The sequence below is a fragment of the Vreelandella sp. L-25 genome (assembly GCF_056857535.1).
Genome location: NZ_JBSXNH010000043.1, coordinates 1 through 20,319 on the forward strand (window position 1 = coordinate 1; position 20,319 = coordinate 20,319).

At 55.9% G+C, this 20,319-nt stretch carries 20 protein-coding genes and 1 pseudogene; 8 read left to right on the plus strand and 13 right to left on the minus strand.

The window, feature by feature from the left end; translation table 11 throughout:
- Nucleotides 1–299 precede the first annotated feature (299 nt).
- Nucleotides 300–911 carry an OmpW/AlkL family protein gene (locus AC13CN_RS04230; RefSeq protein WP_062374640.1) on the plus strand — a complete coding sequence of 204 codons (612 nt, stop codon included), beginning with the start codon at nucleotides 300–302 and terminating at the stop codon, nucleotides 909–911.
- Nucleotides 912–977: 66 nt separating this feature from the next.
- On the opposite strand, the gene pepQ is transcribed toward AC13CN_RS04230, so the two are convergent.
- The 7 genes from pepQ to AC13CN_RS04265 all read right to left on the minus strand — a co-directional run bounded on the left by pepQ (nucleotide 978) and on the right by AC13CN_RS04265 (nucleotide 8,963).
- Nucleotides 978–2,276, minus strand: a complete 1,299-nt coding sequence (pepQ, locus tag AC13CN_RS04235; protein ID WP_253557020.1) for a Xaa-Pro dipeptidase — start codon at nucleotides 2,274–2,276, stop codon at nucleotides 978–980.
- Between the two features lie 13 nt (nucleotides 2,277–2,289).
- Nucleotides 2,290–3,201 carry a LysR family transcriptional regulator gene (locus tag AC13CN_RS04240; RefSeq protein ID WP_137093752.1) on the minus strand — a complete coding sequence of 304 codons (912 nt, stop codon included), beginning with the start codon at nucleotides 3,199–3,201 and terminating at the stop codon, nucleotides 2,290–2,292.
- Nucleotides 3,202–3,250: 49 nt separating this feature from the next.
- Entirely contained in the window at nucleotides 3,251–4,312 is a 1,062-nt protein-coding gene (locus AC13CN_RS04245) for an ABC transporter ATP-binding protein (RefSeq protein ID WP_253557021.1), read from the minus strand.
- Nucleotides 4,309–5,325, minus strand: coding sequence for an ABC transporter ATP-binding protein (locus AC13CN_RS04250; RefSeq protein WP_054640996.1), 1,017 nt, complete (start codon nucleotides 5,323–5,325; stop codon nucleotides 4,309–4,311). Before AC13CN_RS04250 ends, AC13CN_RS04245 begins: the two co-directional genes overlap by 4 nt.
- A 7-nt stretch (nucleotides 5,326–5,332) precedes the next feature.
- The gene (locus AC13CN_RS04255) at nucleotides 5,333–6,277 is read right to left on the minus strand and encodes an ABC transporter permease (RefSeq protein ID WP_058577811.1); all 945 of its coding nucleotides are present in this window, start codon (nucleotides 6,275–6,277) and stop codon (nucleotides 5,333–5,335) included.
- A complete protein-coding gene (locus AC13CN_RS04260) occupies nucleotides 6,274–7,323 on the minus strand; it encodes an ABC transporter permease (RefSeq protein WP_058577810.1) in 1,050 nt (349 codons plus the stop codon). Before AC13CN_RS04260 ends, AC13CN_RS04255 begins: the two co-directional genes overlap by 4 nt.
- A gap of 68 nt (nucleotides 7,324–7,391) precedes the next feature.
- Nucleotides 7,392–8,963 carry an ABC transporter substrate-binding protein gene (locus AC13CN_RS04265; RefSeq protein WP_253557022.1) on the minus strand — a complete coding sequence of 524 codons (1,572 nt, stop codon included), beginning with the start codon at nucleotides 8,961–8,963 and terminating at the stop codon, nucleotides 7,392–7,394.
- A 278-nt stretch (nucleotides 8,964–9,241) separates the two neighbouring features.
- Between AC13CN_RS04265 and AC13CN_RS04270 the strand changes: the two genes are divergently transcribed.
- Nucleotides 9,242–9,754 (plus strand): hypothetical protein, encoded by a 513-nt coding sequence (locus AC13CN_RS04270; RefSeq protein ID WP_287836921.1) that lies wholly within the window; start codon nucleotides 9,242–9,244, stop codon nucleotides 9,752–9,754.
- A gap of 135 nt (nucleotides 9,755–9,889) precedes the next feature.
- Here AC13CN_RS04270 and AC13CN_RS04275 read toward each other — a convergent pair whose 3' ends face one another.
- Nucleotides 9,890–10,204, minus strand: a complete 315-nt coding sequence (locus AC13CN_RS04275; RefSeq protein ID WP_172514414.1) for a ribbon-helix-helix domain-containing protein — start codon at nucleotides 10,202–10,204, stop codon at nucleotides 9,890–9,892.
- A 268-nt stretch (nucleotides 10,205–10,472) separates the two neighbouring features.
- Here AC13CN_RS04275 and AC13CN_RS04280 point away from each other — a divergent pair, with 268 nt between their 5' ends.
- The 3 genes from AC13CN_RS04280 to gloA all read left to right on the plus strand — a co-directional run bounded on the left by AC13CN_RS04280 (nucleotide 10,473) and on the right by gloA (nucleotide 13,303).
- The gene (locus AC13CN_RS04280; RefSeq protein ID WP_172514415.1) at nucleotides 10,473–11,033 is read left to right on the plus strand and encodes a twin-arginine translocation signal domain-containing protein; all 561 of its coding nucleotides are present in this window, start codon (nucleotides 10,473–10,475) and stop codon (nucleotides 11,031–11,033) included.
- A 49-nt stretch (nucleotides 11,034–11,082) separates the two neighbouring features.
- The gene (locus AC13CN_RS04285; RefSeq protein ID WP_172514416.1) at nucleotides 11,083–12,666 is read left to right on the plus strand and encodes a GMC family oxidoreductase; all 1,584 of its coding nucleotides are present in this window, start codon (nucleotides 11,083–11,085) and stop codon (nucleotides 12,664–12,666) included.
- 97 nt (nucleotides 12,667–12,763) lie between these two features.
- The gene (gene gloA / locus AC13CN_RS04290) at nucleotides 12,764–13,303 is read left to right on the plus strand and encodes a lactoylglutathione lyase (protein ID WP_172514417.1); all 540 of its coding nucleotides are present in this window, start codon (nucleotides 12,764–12,766) and stop codon (nucleotides 13,301–13,303) included.
- Nucleotides 13,304–13,451: 148 nt separating this feature from the next.
- Here gloA and AC13CN_RS04295 read toward each other — a convergent pair.
- Together AC13CN_RS04295 and AC13CN_RS04300 are read right to left on the minus strand one after the other, a co-directional pair.
- Nucleotides 13,452–13,650: pseudogene (locus AC13CN_RS04295) on the minus strand (transposase); the annotation flags it as partial.
- A gap of 42 nt (nucleotides 13,651–13,692) precedes the next feature.
- Nucleotides 13,693–14,082, minus strand: a complete 390-nt coding sequence (locus AC13CN_RS04300; protein WP_054640994.1) for a glutaredoxin family protein — start codon at nucleotides 14,080–14,082, stop codon at nucleotides 13,693–13,695.
- Nucleotides 14,083–14,328: 246 nt separating this feature from the next.
- On the opposite strand from AC13CN_RS04300, the gene mpl reads away from it, so the two are divergent.
- Genes mpl through AC13CN_RS04315 form a run of 3 tightly spaced genes read left to right on the plus strand, consistent with a single transcriptional unit; the run spans nucleotide 14,329 to nucleotide 16,990 of the window.
- Nucleotides 14,329–15,714 (plus strand): UDP-N-acetylmuramate:L-alanyl-gamma-D-glutamyl-meso-diaminopimelate ligase, encoded by a 1,386-nt coding sequence (gene mpl / locus AC13CN_RS04305; protein ID WP_054640993.1) that lies wholly within the window; start codon nucleotides 14,329–14,331, stop codon nucleotides 15,712–15,714.
- A 2-nt stretch (nucleotides 15,715–15,716) separates the two neighbouring features.
- A complete protein-coding gene (locus tag AC13CN_RS04310) occupies nucleotides 15,717–16,370 on the plus strand; it encodes a flavin prenyltransferase UbiX (RefSeq protein ID WP_054640992.1) in 654 nt (217 codons plus the stop codon).
- Nucleotides 16,367–16,990, plus strand: coding sequence for a LysE family translocator (locus AC13CN_RS04315; RefSeq protein ID WP_170968101.1), 624 nt, complete (start codon nucleotides 16,367–16,369; stop codon nucleotides 16,988–16,990). The genes AC13CN_RS04310 and AC13CN_RS04315 overlap by 4 nt, the downstream gene beginning before the upstream one ends.
- Nucleotides 16,991–17,020: 30 nt before the next feature.
- Here the strand turns inward: AC13CN_RS04315 and AC13CN_RS04320 are convergent, their stop codons facing one another.
- The 3 genes from AC13CN_RS04320 to AC13CN_RS04330 are packed head-to-tail and all read right to left on the minus strand — an operon-like array spanning nucleotide 17,021 to nucleotide 20,219.
- Nucleotides 17,021–18,418 (minus strand): bifunctional DedA family/phosphatase PAP2 family protein, encoded by a 1,398-nt coding sequence (locus AC13CN_RS04320; RefSeq protein ID WP_172514418.1) that lies wholly within the window; start codon nucleotides 18,416–18,418, stop codon nucleotides 17,021–17,023.
- Nucleotides 18,419–18,441: 23 nt separating this feature from the next.
- Complete coding sequence (locus tag AC13CN_RS04325; protein WP_062374647.1) at nucleotides 18,442–19,368, minus strand: diguanylate cyclase domain-containing protein; 927 nt, start codon at nucleotides 19,366–19,368, stop codon at nucleotides 18,442–18,444.
- A complete protein-coding gene (locus AC13CN_RS04330) occupies nucleotides 19,365–20,219 on the minus strand; it encodes a hypothetical protein (RefSeq protein ID WP_058577803.1) in 855 nt (284 codons plus the stop codon). The genes AC13CN_RS04325 and AC13CN_RS04330 overlap by 4 nt, the downstream gene beginning before the upstream one ends.
- Between the last annotated feature and the right edge of the window lie 100 nt (nucleotides 20,220–20,319).

Below are 20,319 nucleotides of genomic sequence, written 5' to 3' on the forward strand. Positions count from 1 at the left end.
CGCTCAGAGCACACAGGCGAGCGAATTCAGCGGAACGAAGCTCAGCCCGATAATGGGGGACAGGAACCGCCGTGGTACGGATCCGTTTGCCCGGTGGTGTGAGAGGACGGGGGAGGCGACTCCCCCTCCTACTCGATCCTGCTTTTCGGGGCCGTTGGTTAATAAAAGCTATCAGAGTCAGAAAACCTATAATAAAATTTCACAGGAAATTTGAAAACAGTGTTCGTATACTATATATTGTATAGGTTAGCTGGTGTCGACCAGCACCAATCCCAAGCAAGATGCAAGAGGATACTCTGATGAGCAAGCTAAAACTGATGACTGCCGCCGTTGTTTCTGCCAGTGCGCTCATGGCCAGCCAAGCTGCCATGGCCTACGAAGCGGGTGATGTGTTCGTCCGTGGTGGTGTTGCCCAAACAGATACTGGTTCCGGTAACGGCAACGTGGGTGACGCAGACCTCAACGTGCAAAGTGCCCGTGGTTTCACCTTCGGTGCGGGTTACCTGTTCACCGACAAAATCGGTATGGAGCTGAACAGCTCTGAAAAATTCGAGCATGACCTGAACACACGCCCGGGTGGCGATGCAGGCAGCGTCGATCGCCTGCCGGTCAACCTGCTGGTCAACTACTACCCGATGGGTGGTTTAGACTCTAAAGTACAGCCCTACGTTGGTGTTGGCTTAAACTACACCCGCTTCTCTAGCGAGCCGACAGGTTTGAGCATCGATGAGAGCTATGGCGCCATTGGCCAAGCGGGTGTGGACTTGGCAGTGACTGACAACGTTATGCTGAATGGCTACGTTAGTTATGCTGACGTGAGTGCTGACATTAATAACGCGGCTGGCGCCACCATTGGCGAAGTCGATATGGAGCCTGTGACCATCGGCGGTGGTATTACTTACCGCTTCTAATCCAGGTTTGTAAGACACACGCCCGGCCCACTGATGTGGGCCGGGCGTTTTTGCATTGGTAGATTATTACTGCGTTAAATTATCTGAGCCGCTATCCGTCACCAGAATATTATCTTCAATGCGAATACCGCCGCAGACAGCCAACTGATCAACCAGTGTCCAGTTGACAGGATGAGACTGGTTTCGCAGCGGCGCGAGCAGCATGGGAATAAAATAGAGCCCTGGTTCAATGGTCACTACCATGCCGGGTTGCAGGGGGCGGGTGAGGCGAAGGGCAGGGTGAGCGTTAGGTGCCGGTGATGGCGTGCCGTCTGGCTGTCTCAACCCGGCCACATCATGTACCTGAATACCCAGCGAGTGCCCCAGCCCGTGGGGGCAAAAGGCTCTCGTAATACCTGCTTCCACGGCGCTTTCGGCGCTGCCGTTATATAGCCCGTGTGCGACCAAGATATCAGCCAAGCCTTGGTGCATTTTTTCATGCAGCGCAACGAAATCAACGCCAGGGGCGATGTGTGCAATCAGCTCATCTTTGAGGCTGTGCATGGCGGTAATTAAAGCGCCAAACTCGCTGGGGGCATCTGGGCCTGTATAGGTGCGGGTAATATCGGCGCAGTAACCCCGAAAGCGTCTGCCCGCATCTACCAGCAGGCTATAACGCTGCTTGGGGGCTGACAGGTCATAGTGCTGATAGTGTAAGACCCCGGCATGCTCATTTAGCCCAATAATATTTTGATAGGGCACTTCAGACTCGCGTTGTCGGCTGGCTGCCAGATAGGCTAACTGCACATCCAGCTCGGCGGCAGCGCCTATAAAAGCGGCGTTAGCCGCCTGATGACCTGCTACCGCCAGCCGGTTAGCTTCACGCAGGCAGGCAATTTCATAAGCAGATTTCGTCATCCGCAGCTCATCTAGCTCGCGAACTAACGCTTCAGGTTGCAACGTGGCCACGTTAGCGAGCTGCGCGGCGCTTTCAAGCTCCGTTACATCGCCAATGACGGCGGCGCGGCCTGATAGCGGTGGCGTGATTTTGTCGCTACATAGGTGCACATCAAACTCGGCGACCCACGGCTCTTCAGGTAGCTGTGTCGGCAAGTGCCAAAAATCTGCGGGCGTATAGAGGTAGAGCTGGGGGCGTTGATTCGATTGAATCACCAGCCAGCTATGCTGAACGTCTGCCATACCGACCCAGTGTATAAAGTGGCCGTAGGACTGGAAGCTGGTGGCATGATCGTCGGCAAAGTGGTTGCGTGCATGGCCGCTGTAAATCGCCAGGCTATCCAGCTGATGGTTAGCCAAGCATTGCTGGTAAGCACGCTGTAGCGACGCGATATGCTCGCGCTGCTGTTGGTAGAGGGTTGCTGACATATAAGACATCCTTTCAAGATCGGGGTGGGGTAAGCTCGCTCCACAGGCTATCGAGTTCGGCGTGGTGCTGGCTTTGGTGACGATAAAGCCGCAGTTCCATCGGCACATCCCAGCGGCTATCGCCAGCCCTGACCAGCGTGCCGTTGGCGGTTTCCGCTGCCACATTGCGTTCCGGTAGCCAGCTCATGCCATAGCCCAGCAGCACCAGCTCTTTAATGCCCGCCGCGTAGAGATTTTCACTTTGCGCTGTTAAGTACGTGCTTTGGGGCAGTCGCGCCAAATGCGCTTTGACCGCCGAGCCTAGCAGCACCCGTTTGGGGTACGCCAACCACGGCGCTGGCTGCTGGCGAGAGCCGGGCAGCAGGGCGCAGGCGGTGCCATCGCTTTTCAGCCCGGTCACGGGAATCAACCGCTCATGTCCAATGACTCGGTAAGTACAGGCGCTGGTATCAATATCTAGATCACAGCGGCCAATAGGCCAGTAGCAAATCGCCAGATCACACTCCGCCCGGGCAAGCGCCTGGAAGTAGTCGCTGGCCACCCAGCCCGTGGCGCGCAAGTAGGGCTGCATACGGTCTTGCCAACCCAGTTGGGTCAGCCATTCGGGCAGAAAATGCGCCAGCAGGCTTTGCGGTGCTGCCACCATAATGCGCCGCTGCTGCCCGGCACTGATCTCACGAACGCGATCACGCGTTAAGCGAACCCGGTCGGTGACCTGTTCGCATAGCGTTAAAAACTCTTCCCCCGCAGGCGTTAACGACAGCGGTAGCGTTTGCCGGTTGATCAGCGTGACGCCCATCTCCTCTTCCAGCAGCTTAATGCGCCGGGAAAAGGTGGGCTGTGTGACGTGCTGTTCGTCGGCAGCGCGAGAGAAGTGTCGCGTTCTGGCCAAAGCAATAAAGTCTTCTAGCCAGCGAATTTCCATGCCTTACCTCGCAAAGCGGCCAAGCGTATAACGGTTGAATGGGCCGCGCTCATAGGCGGCCTTCTTCAACAGCGTGGCACGCAACGCGGGTACCGTCATCCTGGGTTCTTAGTGCAGGGATTTCCTGTTTGCAGCGGGCGTTGGCATGGGGGCAACGGCCATGAAAGACACAGCCGCTAGGCAGATTGACCGGCGTAGGCACTTCACCGGAGAGGCGAATGTGCTGGGGGCGGTCATCTTCCAAGCGAGGAATAGCGGATAGCAGCGCCTGAGTATAAGGGTGCCGAGGCTTAGCAAACAGCGTAGCGGTGGTCGCAATCTCGCATACCGTGCCCAAGTACATAACGGCCACCCGCGTCCCAAAATGCTCTACCACCGCCAGGTCGTGGGTGATGAACAGATAGGTCAGGTTACGGTCCCGTTGGGCATCCATCAGCAGGTTGAGCACCTGAGCCTGAATGGATACGTCCAGTGCTGAAATGGGCTCGTCGGCCACGATAAATTCGGGGTCGACGGCGAGTGCGCGAGCAATCGCAATCCGCTGGCGCTGTCCGCCGGAGAACTCGTGTCCAAAGCGCTTGCCCCAGTCTGGGTCGATACCCACCGAATGCATCACCTCCTCGACTTTATCGAGGATCTGCTGGCGCTTCCAGTCGGGATGGTGAAGCCGCAGTGGCTCTTCCAGCGTCTGCTGAATGGTCATGCGTGGGTTCAGCGACGCGTAAGGGTTCTGGAAGATCATCTGCATGCGCTTGCGGTAGGGCAGGAGCTGCTTCGAGCTGAGATCGTCGATGCGCTGGCTGTCGTAGCGAATTTCACCCTCTGAGGGAGAAATCAGCCCCATGACCGTGCGCGCCACGGTGGACTTACCGCAGCCAGATTCACCCACCACGCAGAGCGCTTCGCCGCGTTTGATGTCCAGGTTCACGCCGTTAATGGCGTGGATAAACTCCTGATGGCGAACCAGCTTGCCGCCTTTGAAACGTAGCTGTTCCAGAAAATCACCGGAGAGTGAGAAACGCTTTTTAAGACCGCGAATTTGCAGTAGCGAGTCGTTGCTCGCTTCGTTTTGGGTCGGCATGGTCGCGATCGTTTCCGCCTGGGCGTTCATAGGGTCTCCTCCTTCAAGCGGCGGTCTTCAAGCATTTCCGCCACCATGTGGCAGGCAACGCGGCAGTTACCGGATTCAACAAAGTCGGGGACTTGTTGGGTGCACGCAGGCCGAGGTTGGCCGTCGGCACGGTTGATAAAGTCGCAGCGGGGGTGAAACGCACAGCCGCTGGGCAAGTTAGAGAGCGACGGCATGCTGCCACGAATCTGGTTGAGTTTTTCGCCCGGTGTTGCCATCTGCGGCAGTGCGTTGATCAAACCTTGAGTGTAAGGGTGCTGCGGGTCGTTGATGATTTCCCGTGAGGGACCTTGCTCAATTACTCGGCCTGCGTACATGACCAGCATGCGCTGCGTTACCTGGCTCACCACACCCAGGTCGTGGGTAATCAAAATCAAGCCCACGTTGTGCTGCTCACACAGCTCCAACAGCAGCGCCATGATTTCGGCCTGGATGGTGACGTCTAACGCCGTGGTTGGCTCGTCGGCAATGATGATGTCCGGGTCGAGCAGCAGGGCGATGGCGATAATAATACGCTGGCGCATCCCGCCGGAAAGCTCGTGGGGGTACTGGTCTAAGCGCTTTTCCGGAGAGGGGATCTGCACTTGGCGCAGCTTATCCAGGGCGATGGCGCGCGCTTCTTTGGTCGAAATACGCCGATGCGCCTTTAAGCACTCCACCATCTGCTCGCCGATGGAGAGTACTGGGTTCAGGGTCATCATCGGATCTTGAAAGATCATTGAAATGCGGTTGCCGCGCACTTTGCGCAGGCCGCGCTCCGACATGCTGTTGAGTTCTTTCCCTTCAAATTTAATGCTACCCCCGGCAATAAAGCCGGGCTTGGCGATCAAATTCAGCAGTGAGAAAGCGGCGACGGATTTACCCGCGCCAGATTCGCCGACGATACCCAGGCGCTCGCCGCGCTCCAGGGTGAAATTAACGTCGCGCAGGGCGCGCACTTCGCCCTGACGAAGGGCAAAGCGGACATCGAGATGAGAAACTTCAAGAAGTGCCATGGTGTCCTCAGCCTTTGTAGAGTCGTGGGTTCATGACATCGCGCAGCCAGTCGCCCAGAAGATTGATTGACAGCACCAGCACTACCAGCACCGCACCGGGGATCAACGTGATCCACCAAGAGCCTGATTGAATATAATCAAAGCCTGCTTTGATCAGCGAACCCAGCGAGGGGTGCGTTTCCGGCATACCCAGCCCTAAAAACGACAGCGCCGCTTCGGAGATAATCGCGTTAGCAATTTGCACCGTGGAGATAACGAAGATCGGTGAAAGCGTGTTCGGCAGCACATGGCGGAACATGATGCGTCGGCTACGCAGGCCCATTACGCGGGCGGCGTCCACGTACTCTTTGTTTTTCTCGGCCAGCACTGACGCGCGCACGGTACGAGCATACTGGGGCCATTCAGCAAGGCCGATAATCAATATCAGCATCAAAACGGCGTATTGGCTGTAGAACGCGCTGCCCATAGTGGCCTTCACCACCGCACCGACCACAATCGCCACCATCAAGGTGGAGAACGAGAGCTGGATATCCGCTAGGCGCATCAGGAAAGCGTCGACACGGCCGCCCAGGTAGCCTGCCATTAGGCCGAAAGTCACCCCCAGTAGGGCTTGCAGCGCCACCGCGCCAAAGCCAATCAGCAGCGATACCCGCGTGCCGTACAGAATGATCGACAGCAGATCACGCCCCTGGGCGTCGGTGCCGAGCGTATACATCTCGTCGGCGCCATCAATCCAGAAAGGCGGCAGCTCGGAGGCGAGAATGTCGATTTGAGCCAGGTCATAAGGGTCGGTCGGCGCTAATAGCGGTGCCGAAAATGCCGCAATGACTAAGCAGATAAAGACCGCCAAACACAGTTGCGCCGTACGGTCACGTTTGAAGCTGTACCACAAAAAGGAGTCGCGCAGGCGCTCCCAGCGGCTTGGTGCAGTGGAAGTTGTGGACGTTGTCATGCGGGCTTACCAGTCAGTTTTACAGTGGGGTTCACGAAGCCGTAGATCAGGTCCACGATGGTGTTCGTAACCACGAAAATGACGCCGACAATCATCAGGTAGGTCACAATGAGCGGAATGTCGGCATGGTTGATGGCGTCAAGGAACATCAGCCCCATGCCCGGCCATTGGAATACGGTTTCGGTCAAAATGGTGTAGGCCACCATGGTACCAATCTGTACGCCACCCACGGTAATCACCGGCAGCATGGTGTTTTTCAGCGCGTGAACGAAATAGACACGGCGCATGGAAATCCCTTTAGCGCGCGCATACTTCACGTATTCAGATTGCAGCACTTCCATCATTTCTGCGCGAATCAAACGAATAAACAGCGGCAGCATAATGGAGGCTAGCGATACGGCGGGTAGGACAAGGTGTTGCAAGCCATTCCAGGTAACTAGGTTGGTATCCCAGTGGCCGACGACATGCACCAAATCATAGCCACGACCAAACGACGGCATATTGCCCTCGGTCGAGAGCAGGCCGTTTAACCAAGCACCCCAGGCAGTGCCTTCGGGGAACAGCGAGACGGTAATACCAATCGAGAAAATTTGAATTAACACAATCGCGGTCAAGAAGACCGGGATCGAAATACCGATAATCGATGCCCCCATGAAGAACCGGGATATCGGCGAGCGCGGTTTGATAGCGCTATACACGCCAATGGGAACAGATAGCAGCACGATAATCAGGGTGGCAGCAAATACCAGCTCAAGGGTGGCGGGTAGGTGCCGGGCAATCACTTCCAGCGCTGGTTCGCGGTAGAAGTAGGAGTAGCCAAAATCACCCTGCACAGCGTTTTTAGCAAAACGCACGTACTGCACTAGGAAGGGGTCGTTGAGCCCCAGCCGTTCGCGAATGGCTTCGCGTTCACTTTCGGGGACCGACTGTCCGACCATCTGCTGTACAGGGTCACCCAGGTTATCCTGGATGGCGAAGGCCAATACACTGATGACAAACATCACCAATATTGCGTGCATCAGCCGCTTGATTAAAAAAGCAATCATGGCGTACGCCACCTATGTAGGTTAATCAGATAAGCGTCCTTGCGCGGGTGTTCGGTTCTGCGTGGGGATTAGCGGTTAATCACCAAATCACCCAGGTAGGGGAAGTCCAGCGCGCTAACAACCGGCTCAACATCTACGCCTTCAGCTGCGGCATAGGCAAGGTTTTGCCAGTGCAGCATGACGAAACCAACGTCTTCATACAGCATGGCTTCTGCTTCACGCAGCATTTCGTTGCGTTTTTCAAGATCGGTTTCGCTGTCGGCTGCTGTCACCAGCGCGTCGATCTCTTCGTTGCAGTAGCTGCCGTAGTTGTACTGGCCAGCACCGCTCTCTTCATCAATACAGAAAGAGAGGTACTGGAAGAAGTTGGCGGTGTCTTCGGTGTCCGCGTGCCAGCCGATCATGGCGATGTCTGACTGGCGCGTGTCGTACTCAGGCCAGTACTGGGCCAGCGGCATGGTGCGCAGGTTAACGTTGATGTTGATACGCGCCAGCATGTTGGCAACCGCTTGGGCCAGCTGCGCATCGTTCACGTAACGGTTGTTCGGCGCGATCATATCAACGCTGAAGCCCTCTTCGTAGCCCGCTTCGGCCATCAGCGCTTGGGCGCGCTCAAGGTCGTAACGGGGAACGAGATCCGGATTGTGGCCAGAGTAACCTTCCGGAGAGAACTGGCCAGCCGGCGTGGCGAAGCCGCGCATTAAGCGGTCGGCGATGCCTTCCTGGTTGATGGCTAAGTCAACGGCTTGACGAACGCGAGCATCTTGGAAGGCTTCCACGCGCTCTTCGTTGAGCTGGAAGCCGATGATGCGGGTGCCGGGCACTTCTACCAATTCCACACCGTCGGCGTTACGCACACGATCAAGGTCGTTAGGCGGAACGGCATCGATGAAGTCAACGCCGCCAGACAGCAGGGCCGCCACGCGTGAGGCATTTTCAGCAATCGGCGTTAACACGATTTCAGAAACGTTGCCTTCGCTTTCGGTATCCCAGTAGTCTTCAAAACGTTTGAAGTCAACGCGGACACCCTGGCGACGGTCAGTGACGATGAATGGGCCGGTGCCTGATACGTTGCGTGAAGCGAAGGAGTTACCCGCTTTAACGATTTCGGCTTTGTCGTTACCGTCTTCGGTTTCGCCTGTGTAGAACTCGCTATCCATCGGGAAGATGTAGGTGGCGAGGTTCAACAGCAGCGGGTAGGGCTCAGACGTAGTGATTTCGACGGTGTAGTCGTCAACGGCTTCTGCGCTGGCAACCGGGTCAAAAATGGCGCGGTAGTCCGGGCTCTCTTTCAGACGCTCAATGGTCCACACGACATCTTTTGCTGTGAAAGGGTTGCCGGAATGGAAAGTAACGCCTTCGCGCAGGGTCATGCGCATGGTGGTGTCGTCTACCTGCTCCCACTCAGTGGCTAGGCGCGGCTCAAACTGAAAGTTTTTGGTCCAGCGAACCAGCGGGTCAAACGCGAGGTGCGAAAAACGCAGTACGCCGCCTGACAGCTGCTCATGCAAGTCCAGGGTTTCAGGGTCAGCGGAGTAGCCGATACGGAGGGTTTCGGCGCTTGCGGTCATCGGCAACATAGTTGTTGCTGCCACAGTAGCACCGATCACAGAGGCCAGTAGCGTCTTCTTGAGCGTCATAAATGTTCCCATGCATGTTGTTTATTGTTCGTCTTACTGAGTGAGTGTTCAGCGAGGTACTTGTCAGTAAAACAGACACGGTCAGCTCGTAAGCTATGCTGACAACATAGAGAGAGGTGGTGGCGTCATACAATAGAAATAATGACTGGCATCATTCATCTGCTGAATGATGGGGCTAACGGCGGACGTTGTAGCATAGGGTGCTAGACAAAAGTCGATAGTTAAGCGGTGTGAGAATACGATCAACACCTAACTCAATTGATAGGGCATAACAGACTATGTTGAAACAATGTGTTAGCTGGCTGGCTGTCAGTCTCATCGCTGGGTGTTCATTGTTGGTAAGCGCTGATGAAACGGCGGATATGGTGGGGACCTTGGGTGAAGATGAGTATGCCTGGTTCGTATTACACCAAGGTGACGATTCAAATGCGTCGTTTATGGAGGTAGGTGATCAACTGAAAATCGAGGTCACTGGTTTTATTGATCCAGTTGAATGGGATGCTCAACAGGCATTGGCCATGAGTTTAACGTTAGAGAATGAGGAACTCATGGAGGCAAGCGTGGTGCAGTTTATGGGCGAAACGGCGATGCCGCCTCTCTATACCTCTGAGGGTGGCGAGATCACAGTAACGCTGAGCCACGTTGAGCAAACCGGGAGAGACCTCCATGTGGTGGGCCATATTGAAGGGCAGTTAGCGCTTCAGCACACGCTGGAGTCATCCCCCAGCGCTTCGGAGGGCGTGCCGCTCAGCGTGCACTTCGATATTACCGCGCAAAAGGTCGAGTTTTAGGGAACCGTTGATCAATTTGATACTGAGCCTCTTTGGCACTCAGCGAAACACTTTCAGTGAAAGTGCCATTATGAGCATTTCAGCCGCTTAGAGACGAATTGATCAGCGGTTCCTTAGTTTTGTCGATGCTATCACCTAGGCTCGACGGCGTGATGATTCCGCAGAAGGATTCCGGGCAGGTACCGATTCAGCGTGCAGGTGCAGATGTACAGCACATGCCACGCGCAGCATTGAGGCCAGGTTGGGTACCTCGCCTTTGTTGGCAATGACCTCGCTGTAGAGATTGCTGATGAAACGTCCTGCTGACATGCCTTGCTCGGTGGCTAGACAATCAAGAATCCCCCAGAACTCGTTCTCTAAGCGGACACTGGTCACGCTCCCCTGCAGGCGTACCGAGCGTGTGGTGCTCTCGTAGCGTTGAGGATCTGTCGAAGCATAGACATGGCACATGGCGAGGTTCCGTCATTGGGTTGGTCATTATCAACTTAGTCTTATTGACCTTTACAGGCCATCCGACTTGTGTCTGAAATGTCTCTTTCGATTAGACCTTAGGCTATGTAGTAACCCAATGTTACCCTCCCGCTGCCGCTGACGACTACTCTCTGAATGAAGATGCCACCTAGCATCTCAATCTACAAAAACAAAAGGGCGGCCTGCTTCTCAACGTTCAGTATGAACAGCCCTATTATGAACAGCCCTATAATGCGGAGATTTCGCCATGTTCTCACGCCCCTTATCACGCCGAGTGTTCCTGAAGGCCAGTGGAGGTGCACTTGTCGGAACGCTAGCCTTTGCTAGCGGTCCCATCGCTCTGCTGGCACCGAGCCGCAGTTGGGCGGTGACCACTGAGCAGTTCACTACGCATGAGAGTGAGGCACTGCTGCAGTTCACTCGCCATGTCTTTCCGCATCGCGACCTGGAAGACGCTGTCTATGCACTGGTGGTCAAGGATCTCGATCGACAGGCAGACGCCGACCCTGCCATTCTGGCGTTGCTGCGTGATGGAGTGACGGCGCTAGATCGCCAGGCCGATGGCGACTGGCTGGCTCTCGATGCAACACAGCGTCAGTCCAGCGTGGCTGAGGCCGCTGGTTCTCCGTTCTTCGAGAAGATCCGCTCGTCCGCTGTGGTTTCGCTGTACAGCAACCCGCTGGCTTTCGCCCATTTCGGCTACCAGGGGGAGGAGGGCGACATGGGGTATCTCTTCAAGGGTTTTGATGACCTGACTTGGCTGCCCGACCCGCCGGTGGCGGATAGCGGTCTGATGCCCGGCGCCTAAGCTAGGCAACCATAACAACAAGACGATGCTTTCCTGAGGAGAACACGCTATGGCGCAGTTCGATAATAGCAAGACTTTTGCCCACGACGATGACAGTGTCGTGGTGATCATCGGTTCCGGGGCCGGCGGTGGCACTCTGGCCAACGAACTGGCCCAGCAGGGCATTGATGTGGTGGTACTGGAAGCTGGCGCTCTGCATGACCGCCCGGACTTCCATGCCGACGAGTGGCCAGCCTTCAGTCAGCTCTCCTGGCTCGACAATCGCACGACATCAGGTAGCTGGCGCATCGCCAGGGACTTCCCCAACTTGCCTACTTGGATCTGCAAAACGGTGGGTGGGACCACGGTGCACTGGGCTGGTGCCAGTCTGCGCTTTCAGCCCCACGAGTTCCAGGCGCTTACTCATTACGGTGCACTCGACGGTGCCAATCTGCTCGACTGGCCAGTCGGCTACGATGAACTAGCGCCGTATTACACACGTGCTGAAGACAAGATGGGTGTGACGCGAACCAACGATATCGCTGGTCTGCCCGGCAACAACAACTTCAAGGTGATGCATGCTGGGGCACAGAAATTGGGCTATGCATGCAATACAGGACACATGGCGATCAATAGCCGGACACGCGATGGTCGCCCGGGCTGTCAACAGCGCGGTTTCTGCTTCCAGGGCTGTCGTTTCGGTGCCAAATGGTCAACTCTCTATACCGAGCTGCCGGCGGCCCTGCTCACTGGGCATGCCGAGTTACGGACAAATGCTCATGTTGCACAGATTGAGCACGATGCCAAAGGCCACGCCACGGGTGTTACCTACTTTGACAAGGATGGTAACTTGGTGCGCCAGAAGGCACGTCTGGTCGCCGTAGCTGGCAACTCCATCGAGACGCCACGTTTGCTGCTCAATTCGGCAAGCGCGATGTTCCCCAACGGCCTAGCCAACAGTTCGGGCCAAGTGGGGCGCAACTACATGCGCCACATGACTGGGTCTGTCTACGCTACCTTTGACGAGCCGGTGCACATGTACCGTGGTACGACCATGGCTGGAATCATTCCCGATGAGGCTAGGCACGACACTTCGCGCGGCTTCGTCGGCGGCTATGAGATGGAAACTTTGTCGCTAGGCCTCCCTTTTATGGCAGCATTCCTCGATCCAGGTGCCTGGGGAGAAGCGTTTACCGGTGCTATGGACCAGTATGCACACATGGCGGGCATGTGGCTGGTCGGCGAGGACATGCCACGCGCCTCCAACCGTGTGACCCTACATGACGAGCTCAAGGATCAGCATGGCTTGCCGATCCCTAACGTGCATTATGACGACCATCCTAACGACGAGGCTATGCGCGAACATGCCTATCTGAAAGGCAGCGAACTTTATGCAGCGGTAGGCGCTCGCGATATCTACCGCGTGCCGCCATACCCATCGACCCATAATCTGGGCACCTGTCGCATGAGCGCTCAGGCGCAAGACGGCGTGTGCAACGCATACGGTCAGACCCACGATATTCCAAACCTGTTCATTTCCGACGGTAGCCAGTTTACTACCTCGGCGGCAGAAAACCCCACGCTGACCATCGTTACGCTGGCAATCCGCCAGGCTGAGCATATTGGGAAGCTAATGAAGGAGCGCGCGGTATAACACCCACTTTTTGCCCCGCGCCCTTCTGGTTGGTGCTGGTAGTTGCCTACGTCGCCCGCTTTGCCTTTAAATCTCGATTTCGATAGAGGAGTACGATATGAGCTTCAGTGGTGAACAGTACCCCGGAGTAGAGCCCCCGGCCCGCGAGGCCAGCGGCTTTCGGCTCAACCACACCATGCTACGCATCAAGGATCCGCAGCGATCACTAGCGTTCTATACGCGGGTCTTTGCGATGCAAGTCCTCCGCAAGCTGGATTTTGAGGAAATGGGGTTTTCGCTCTATTTTCTGGGTCGCCTAGATGAGGGTGAGGTGATTCCCAAGGATGCTGGTGAGCGCACGGTCTGGACATTCCAGCAGCGCGGCGTGCTTGAGCTGACCCACAATTGGGGCACCGAAGATCAGCCCGGCTTTACCTACCACGATGGTAACGCCGAGCCGCAGGGCTTCGGACATATCTGCTTTTCGGTGCCCGAGCTGGATGCTGCCATTGCCTGGTTCGACGCCAACGACGTCAAATACGTAAAGCGTCCAGAGCAGGGCAAGATGAAGGACGTTGCCTTTATTAAAGATCCAGATGGCTACTGGATCGAAATTGTCGAGGCGGCGCGCATGAAGGAGGTGGGGCGAAAGACCTGAGAAGCGTCAGTTAAGGAACCGCTGATCAATTTGATACTGAGCCTCCTTGGCACTCAGCGAAACACTTTCTGCTTCTCAGCGGAGAATTTCTGGCCACCACAGGCGGCCTATTTCCCTGGCAGCCGGTTTTCCGGCTGCCAAGCCAAATTCAAGACACACTGGCCCCGTCGACATCCCCCTCGCACCTTCTTGCCAGCACCAGGTTGCCGAGGGCGAACAGGGTGAACAGCTGCGCCTAGTTCTTGGCCAGCCCCTTGTAAGTGCACCTTCCGGTAGGCGAAGAGGTTCTTGATCACATGAAACGGATGCTCCACCTTGGCGCGGATGCTGGCCTTGGCCTTCTCGATCGCCAGGAGGAGCATTTTCTTAGGCAGCGTATGTCGCCGTAATTACGCGCCAAAACGCTGGTGAAGCCAGCGGTTAATCTCATCCGATTCGTATAGCCAGGTGGCTTGACCTGCGTCATCGGTAATTTTTAGGCAGGGAACCTTTACTTTACCACCACCTTCCAGCAGGGCCTGCTTATGTGCAGGGTCTAGCTGGGCATCGCGAAGCTCAATATTAAGCCCCAGCCGGGCAATCTCTTTACGCACTTTGATACAGAAGGGGCACGTTCTGAACTGGTAGAGCGCAAGCTGTTGGCAAGCGGCGTCTACCTGAGCCTGCTCTTCTGGGGTGCGCTCGACGGCTTTTGGCGTGGATAGCTTCTCGGAGATCAGCATGACGGGGGCTAGCAGGACGCGAACGCCCCGAAAGAAGTAACGAATTAAGATGCGCATGGTTGTCTCCTCTCACTGCACTGCTTTACAGCGTATGCAGTGGACGGGTTGTTGGATGTCGAATAAGAAAAGGTGCGCGCATCCTGCAATAAATCGTCAGAATTGTCACTTTCTGAGCCTGTAATGCCATGTCGCGCGGGGAACGAGATGAGCAACACCGCGTGGCGTGCTAATCTCAGCGCTCGTTGATTGATGTGTTTAGTAAGTTCAATCGTTTGAAATGGTTAGGAAGGGAGCGCTTGGCCCATGCGTCTGCATATTATTGGCATCTGTGGCACCTTTATGGGGAGCCTTGCACTACTTGCACGGGAGTTAGGCCATGAAGTAAGCGGCTCCGATGCCAACGTATATCCACCGATGAGTACGCAGCTAGCTGAGGCTGGGATCACCCTGATGGAAGGCTATCAAGCAGCCAATCTCTCAGGCTCAATCGACTTGGTGGTCGTGGGTAATGCGCTCTCACGGGGCAATCCGGAGGTGGAGGCACTGCTCAATAGTGGCATGCGCTATACCTCAGGGGCGCAGTGGCTTGCAGACTATGTGTTGCCTGGCCGCAAAGTGATTGCTGTGGCGGGCACTCATGGCAAAACCACCACTGCCAGCTTGTTAGCTTGGCTATTAGAAAGTGCTGGGCTAAAGCCTGGCTTTCTGATTGGTGGCGTGCCACGTAATTTTGGCGTTTCGGCGCGCTTAGGCGACGAAAACGCCCCCTTTGTAGTAGAAGCCGATGAGTATGACACGGCCTTTTTTGATAAGCGCTCCAAGTTTGTTCACTACCGCCCGACGATTGCAGTACTCAATAACCTTGAGTTTGATCATGCTGATATTTTTCCTGATCTCGCCGCTATCGAGCGCCAGTTCCACCATTTAGTGCGTATCGTTCCCAGCCAAGGGCATTTATTAGTAGCCGATCAGCAGCCCGCACTGGAACGAGTGTTGAAGATGGGGGCGTGGTCACCGGTGGCCTATTTTGGAGCTGATGCAAACAGCCAGTGGCAGCTGCGCTTAGAACGTGCCGACGCTAGCCGTTTTCAGGTCTTGTATTTAGGCGAGCAAGGTGAAGAGGATGGCGTGGTGGAGTGGGCGTTAACCGGCGAACACAACGCGCGCAATGCACTGGCAGCGCTAGCGGCAGCACGACTGTGTGGCGTGAATTTGGTGCGGGCGTGTGCCGCGCTGGCGCGGTTTAAAACACCGCGCCGTCGGCAAGAGGTAAGGGGCGAGGTCAATGGCATTCAGGTGATCGATGATTTTGCCCACCATCCGACGGCCATTGCCGCCACGCTACAAGGTCTGCGCGCAGCCACGACCAAGGGGCGTTTGCTGGCAGTGATTGAACCACGCTCCAATACCATGCGTTTGGGTGCCCTGCGGGAGCGCTTAAGTGACAGCGTGGCCGATGCGGATGCGGTGTTCTGGTTTCAGCCAGCGGGAGTGGCTTGGTCGATGGAATCGCTGGTAGAGACTCAAGGAGAGCGTGCCGCGCTGTTTAACGATATTGATGCGCTAGTAGAAGCAGTGGTCACTCAAGCGTCACCTCTAGATCGTATTGTGGTGATGTCTAATGGTGGTTTTGAGGGAGTGCACGAGCGGTTGTTAGATGCATTAACAGCGCGGGAGCAGTCGAAGTGACAATGTTTAAACCTCCGGTAACAGTAGCGCTAACAGGTGCTTCAGGCGCTCAGTATGGCCTTCGCTTGATCGATGTGCTGGTCGAGGCGGGGCATGAAGTGTGGGTAATGATTTCCAAAGCGGCTCATATGGTGATTGCCACGGAAACGGATGTGTCACTCCCTGCCCAGCCGCAGCGATTGGTAGAGACGCTCACAGAAAAAAGCGGTGCCCAACCAGGGCAAATTCGCTGTTTTGGTCGAGAAGACTGGACGGCGCCCGTGGCGTCTGGGTCTGGTGCACCTTCGGCCATGGTAATTTGCCCCTGTTCAACGGGCACGCTCTCGGCGGTCGCGACCGGCGCCAGTAATAACTTGATTGAGCGCGCCGCTGATGTGGCCATTAAAGAGCGCCGTACGTTGGTGATGGTGCCACGCGAAAGCCCGTTTTCTCCCATTCATTTAGAGCACATGCTGGCGCTTAGCCGCCTGGGTGTGGTGATTTTGCCCGCCGCTCCAGGGTTTTATCACCGCCCTCAAAGCATGGAAGATCTGATCGACTTTATTGTTGCGCGCATACTCAATCAGTTGGGTATTGCCCACCGCCTGATGCCCCGCTGGGGCGAAGACGCCGCGGCCACCTCTCGCGATGCGCAAAACAAGGACGGTTCGCCATGATGTCATGGGCGACGCTCTCGGTCTTCATACCGACGTTTCTCTTCGTCTCGTTAACACCAGGCATGTGCATGACGCTGGCCATGGTGTTGGGCATGACGCAAGGCGTCAAACGCACGCTGTGGATGATGGTCGGAGAGCTGATCGGCGTCGGTTTCGTGGCGGCGGCGGCGGGGGCGGGCGTCGCTGCGTTGATGCTGCGCCAGCCCGAACTATTCATCGCCTTCAAGTGGGTGGGCGGTGCCTATTTGGCCTATTTGGGCATCATGATGTGGCGCTCACGGGGCCGTATGGCTATTCCTAGTGAGCTGGATACTGGCCCTGCCGCTGGGCGTCTTCAGCTTGCCACCCAAGGTTTGGTAACGGCCGTTGCCAACCCAAAGGGGTGGGCGTTTTTTATGGTGCTACTGCCGCCGTTTTTAGATGGCAGTCGGCCGCTTGCGCCGCAGCTCAGTATGCTAATTGCTGTCATTCTCACCATTGAGTTTGCCAGTATGTTGGTATACGCCACCGGCGGAAAAACGTTGCGTAAGCTGCTAGGTAAAAGCGGCAATGTGAGGCTGCTTAACCGCATCGCGGGCACATTGATGATTGGCGTAGGCATGTGGTTGGCATTGGGTTGAACGAGTCACTCCCTGCATGAATCCCTATGTTTAAACGGGCGGGAAAAAAGTAACACGTAGAATGATGAGTAGTAGTGACCCAAGCAGCAGCCCAAGCCAGGGAAAAGACGGCAAAGGAGGGCGATAACGCCGTTGCCAATTAAGCTGAACAAGCGCACAGACGACCAGACCAAGCAGCACACCGCCCATTAAGTCGCTGAGCCAGTGGACACCAATGATCAGACGCGAAAGTGCCATTGGGATCGTGATGGCAATGGCAAGCCAATATACCCACATCCGCCTTTGTCTCGGCAGCTGTGACGCGACAAAGGCTGCCGTGATACCCACCACTACAACCCATGTGGAGGTATGTGCACTTGGGTAGGAAAACGACCCGACTAAATAGTCCGGTGTGTCAGGCCTAGCCCGCGCAAATACGGCTTTACCTAATGTGTTGAGTGCGCCAATACCTCCCAGCGCTAGCGCCCCATGAGCAAGTAGGTCAATACGTTTGACCAACAGCAACCAGAGTGCCCAAGGGGCGACGAGTGTAATAATCCCCGCTTTATCGCCCACTTCGGCAAGTAGCAGGCTGGCGTCTGTTAGCCAGGGAGTTGCCAGCCAGGAGAAGAGTCGCTGCGCCTGCAAGTCAATCAGCAAAGGGCCTGGATGCTGCATGACCATCAGTGTCCAGGCGGATGCTGCGGTAAGCGCTATGATGCATAAAAAGAGTGAGGCTAAAGGCACCTCACCGCTGCGGCTCATAGCGAGCCACGGGCGGCGCATGGCGGGTATTCGGCGAGCAATACGTGCAATTGCAAAGTACACCCGCCCCTTGTGACCTACTTGCGCGCGGCCCCAGGAGAACATTACGGCCAGTGCCACGACGCTAACGGCCATCATCACCACGGCCATTTCAACATTGGCGGGCAGGTTGAGCTGCTGTTGCCAAGTGTGGCCCAGCAGGTAGCCGGGTAAAACGTATGCCGGTGCCCAAAGAGCAGCAGAAATTACGTTGGCTAAGAGAAAGGTGCGCGCTGGCATATGCATCATACCCGCGATGAGCGGAATAATAGGGCGCACGGGTCCGACAAAGCGCCCAATAAACACCGAGTAGATACCATAACGCTCAAAAAAACGGGCGCCTCGGCCTAGCCATTCGGGATGAAGCGAAAGCGGCCAACGGGTCACCACGGTATCGCGGTGGCGATAGCCTAAAAAGTAGCTAAGCCCATCGCCTAACACAGCCCCTGCGAAGGCTGCGCCAATTAGCCACGGTAGCGCGACCATTTGATGCCCTGCCATAGAGGCAGCGGCAGTGATAAGCACAACGCCGGGCACCAGTAAGCCTACCAGCGCTAGAGATTCCACCATGGCAATCCCCAGCACCAGTAGGAGCAGCAGCGTAGGTGAAAGCGACAGAGATAACAGTGTGTCGGCGATAGGCAAAGGCGATTCCGTCCGCAGATGGGTTACACGTTGGCAATAGCTTCGGCACGCGTTTCCAGGCGCTGTACATATCGCTCGAAGCTCTCTTTGCGAAGAGGCAGGCAGGTGGTAATGCGCGCTTCTAGTTGCCCAGTTTCCACTAGCACACGACGGGAAAGCGCTCTCTGTAAGCGCTCCCTAACAAGCAAGGCGCCACTTTCACTGGTATCGGGTAGGACCAGCCAGAATGTCGCATTGCCAGCGCGACCCAGTATATCGTGATCACGGCAACGGCTATTGACCTCGCTGCACAGGGCACCCAATAAGGCGGTTTGCGCACGGTGACCAAACTGCTCTTCTGCCATATCCAACTGTGGTAAGTGAAGCACTAGGACTGCCAAGCGCTTATTGAGCATTGCTGCCCGTTGAAATTCATTATTGAGCCGCTCTTTCAGCGTATCAATATGGTAAGCATCACAGTCGCTATCGTTTGGGTCTGTGGCCCGCAGTAGCGCCCGACGGCGTGCATGTTCCCATGGGGGAAGGGCGAGCAGTAGCGTTAACGCCACATGACTAAGTGAAAAAGCAGTCGTCTCAAAAGGTGCTAGCCACCACCAGGCGGAAAGGCAAACTATATTCAGACTAAGCGCGCTCCAAAGCGGCAACAGTAAAAATGTGGCTGCAATGGGTAAGCCGAGCCATAGGGGCGCTGGGCTTGGCTGTGTATAGGTGGCGGTTAGCACAGCAATATAGATGCTCGCCAATAACAGTATGCGCGGTATGCAGGGGCGAAACCCTTGGCCTAAATGCATCAGCAAACTGACCAATAACAGCATTGCCAAAAATAGCGGTATTAGCAGTTCGCGGTAGCTGCCCATCGCGTACAGCCACATCATGTAGCCCACCATGATGAACATACTGGCGCTATAGGCCGCAGTCATTAGTCGCTTGGGCAGTGGCTGCACTCTCATGCGGCCTCACTTAGCCGATGTTTCGGGTAGCGGCTTAGGGCTTCGATTGAGAGTGACGCCAGCTCGATCTCCATGAGGGGCTGGTGATAAATGGCGGCGCTGTCGGGTAGAACAGCACATAGGAGCTCGCGCCGTTTAGCGGCCTCTTTGGACGTTCTCGATAATATGAGGGTGGCGAGTGTCGTGCCATTCAGCCGATAGACGTTTTCAAACTTATAAGTCAACTCGCAGAGTTGTTGGGCGACTGGCCAAAGTTGGTGCCGCTTTACTTGAATGACTAACACTTCGGCATGGATAGCTTCCCGCTCTGAGCGGGTTTGTTCTCGCAGTAAATCGCGTAAGAGTTGCTCGCCTGCCCATAGGTTTGCTCCTGGTACTAGCCTTAGGCGTTGGCGTATATCGCCATTCATATTAATTAACTGGTGAGTGCGTGAAAGGGCCAGTACGCTGAGTGTTGCCAGCGATAAAACCATTAGGAGCCACTCCGGTAGGCTCACCACGGGAGCGAGTAGTAAGCAGCTAAGCATGGCCGCGCATGCATTAAAAATGGCGGCCCAGCGATGTTGAGGCAGCATAAACACTGCTCCCCATGCCCAAATAAGCAGCGCATGCCGCTCAGGTGCGGCGGCAATTAACCCTAGTAGTAGCGTTCCAGCGAGCATCTGCCAGGGCAGCCCAGGAGAGCGGCGATGGCTAAAATCCAGTACCAGCGCCGTAATAAAGAGCCAACCAACCGACAGCCAGAGCAACAGGGCAGCTGCTGGCGGTGCCATGGGCGTCCATAAAGCCAGCGCCACGGCAGCGGCGAGTAGACTGGCTCTTAGCAGGCTGATTTTGTATTTGCTTTGCATGGTGGCTTACTATTTACCTGATAGCGGTTGGCCTATTTAGCAGTAGCATAACGCATTGCTTGGCCTAGTCCTTTGAATCACTCAGTATAATGCCCAAATG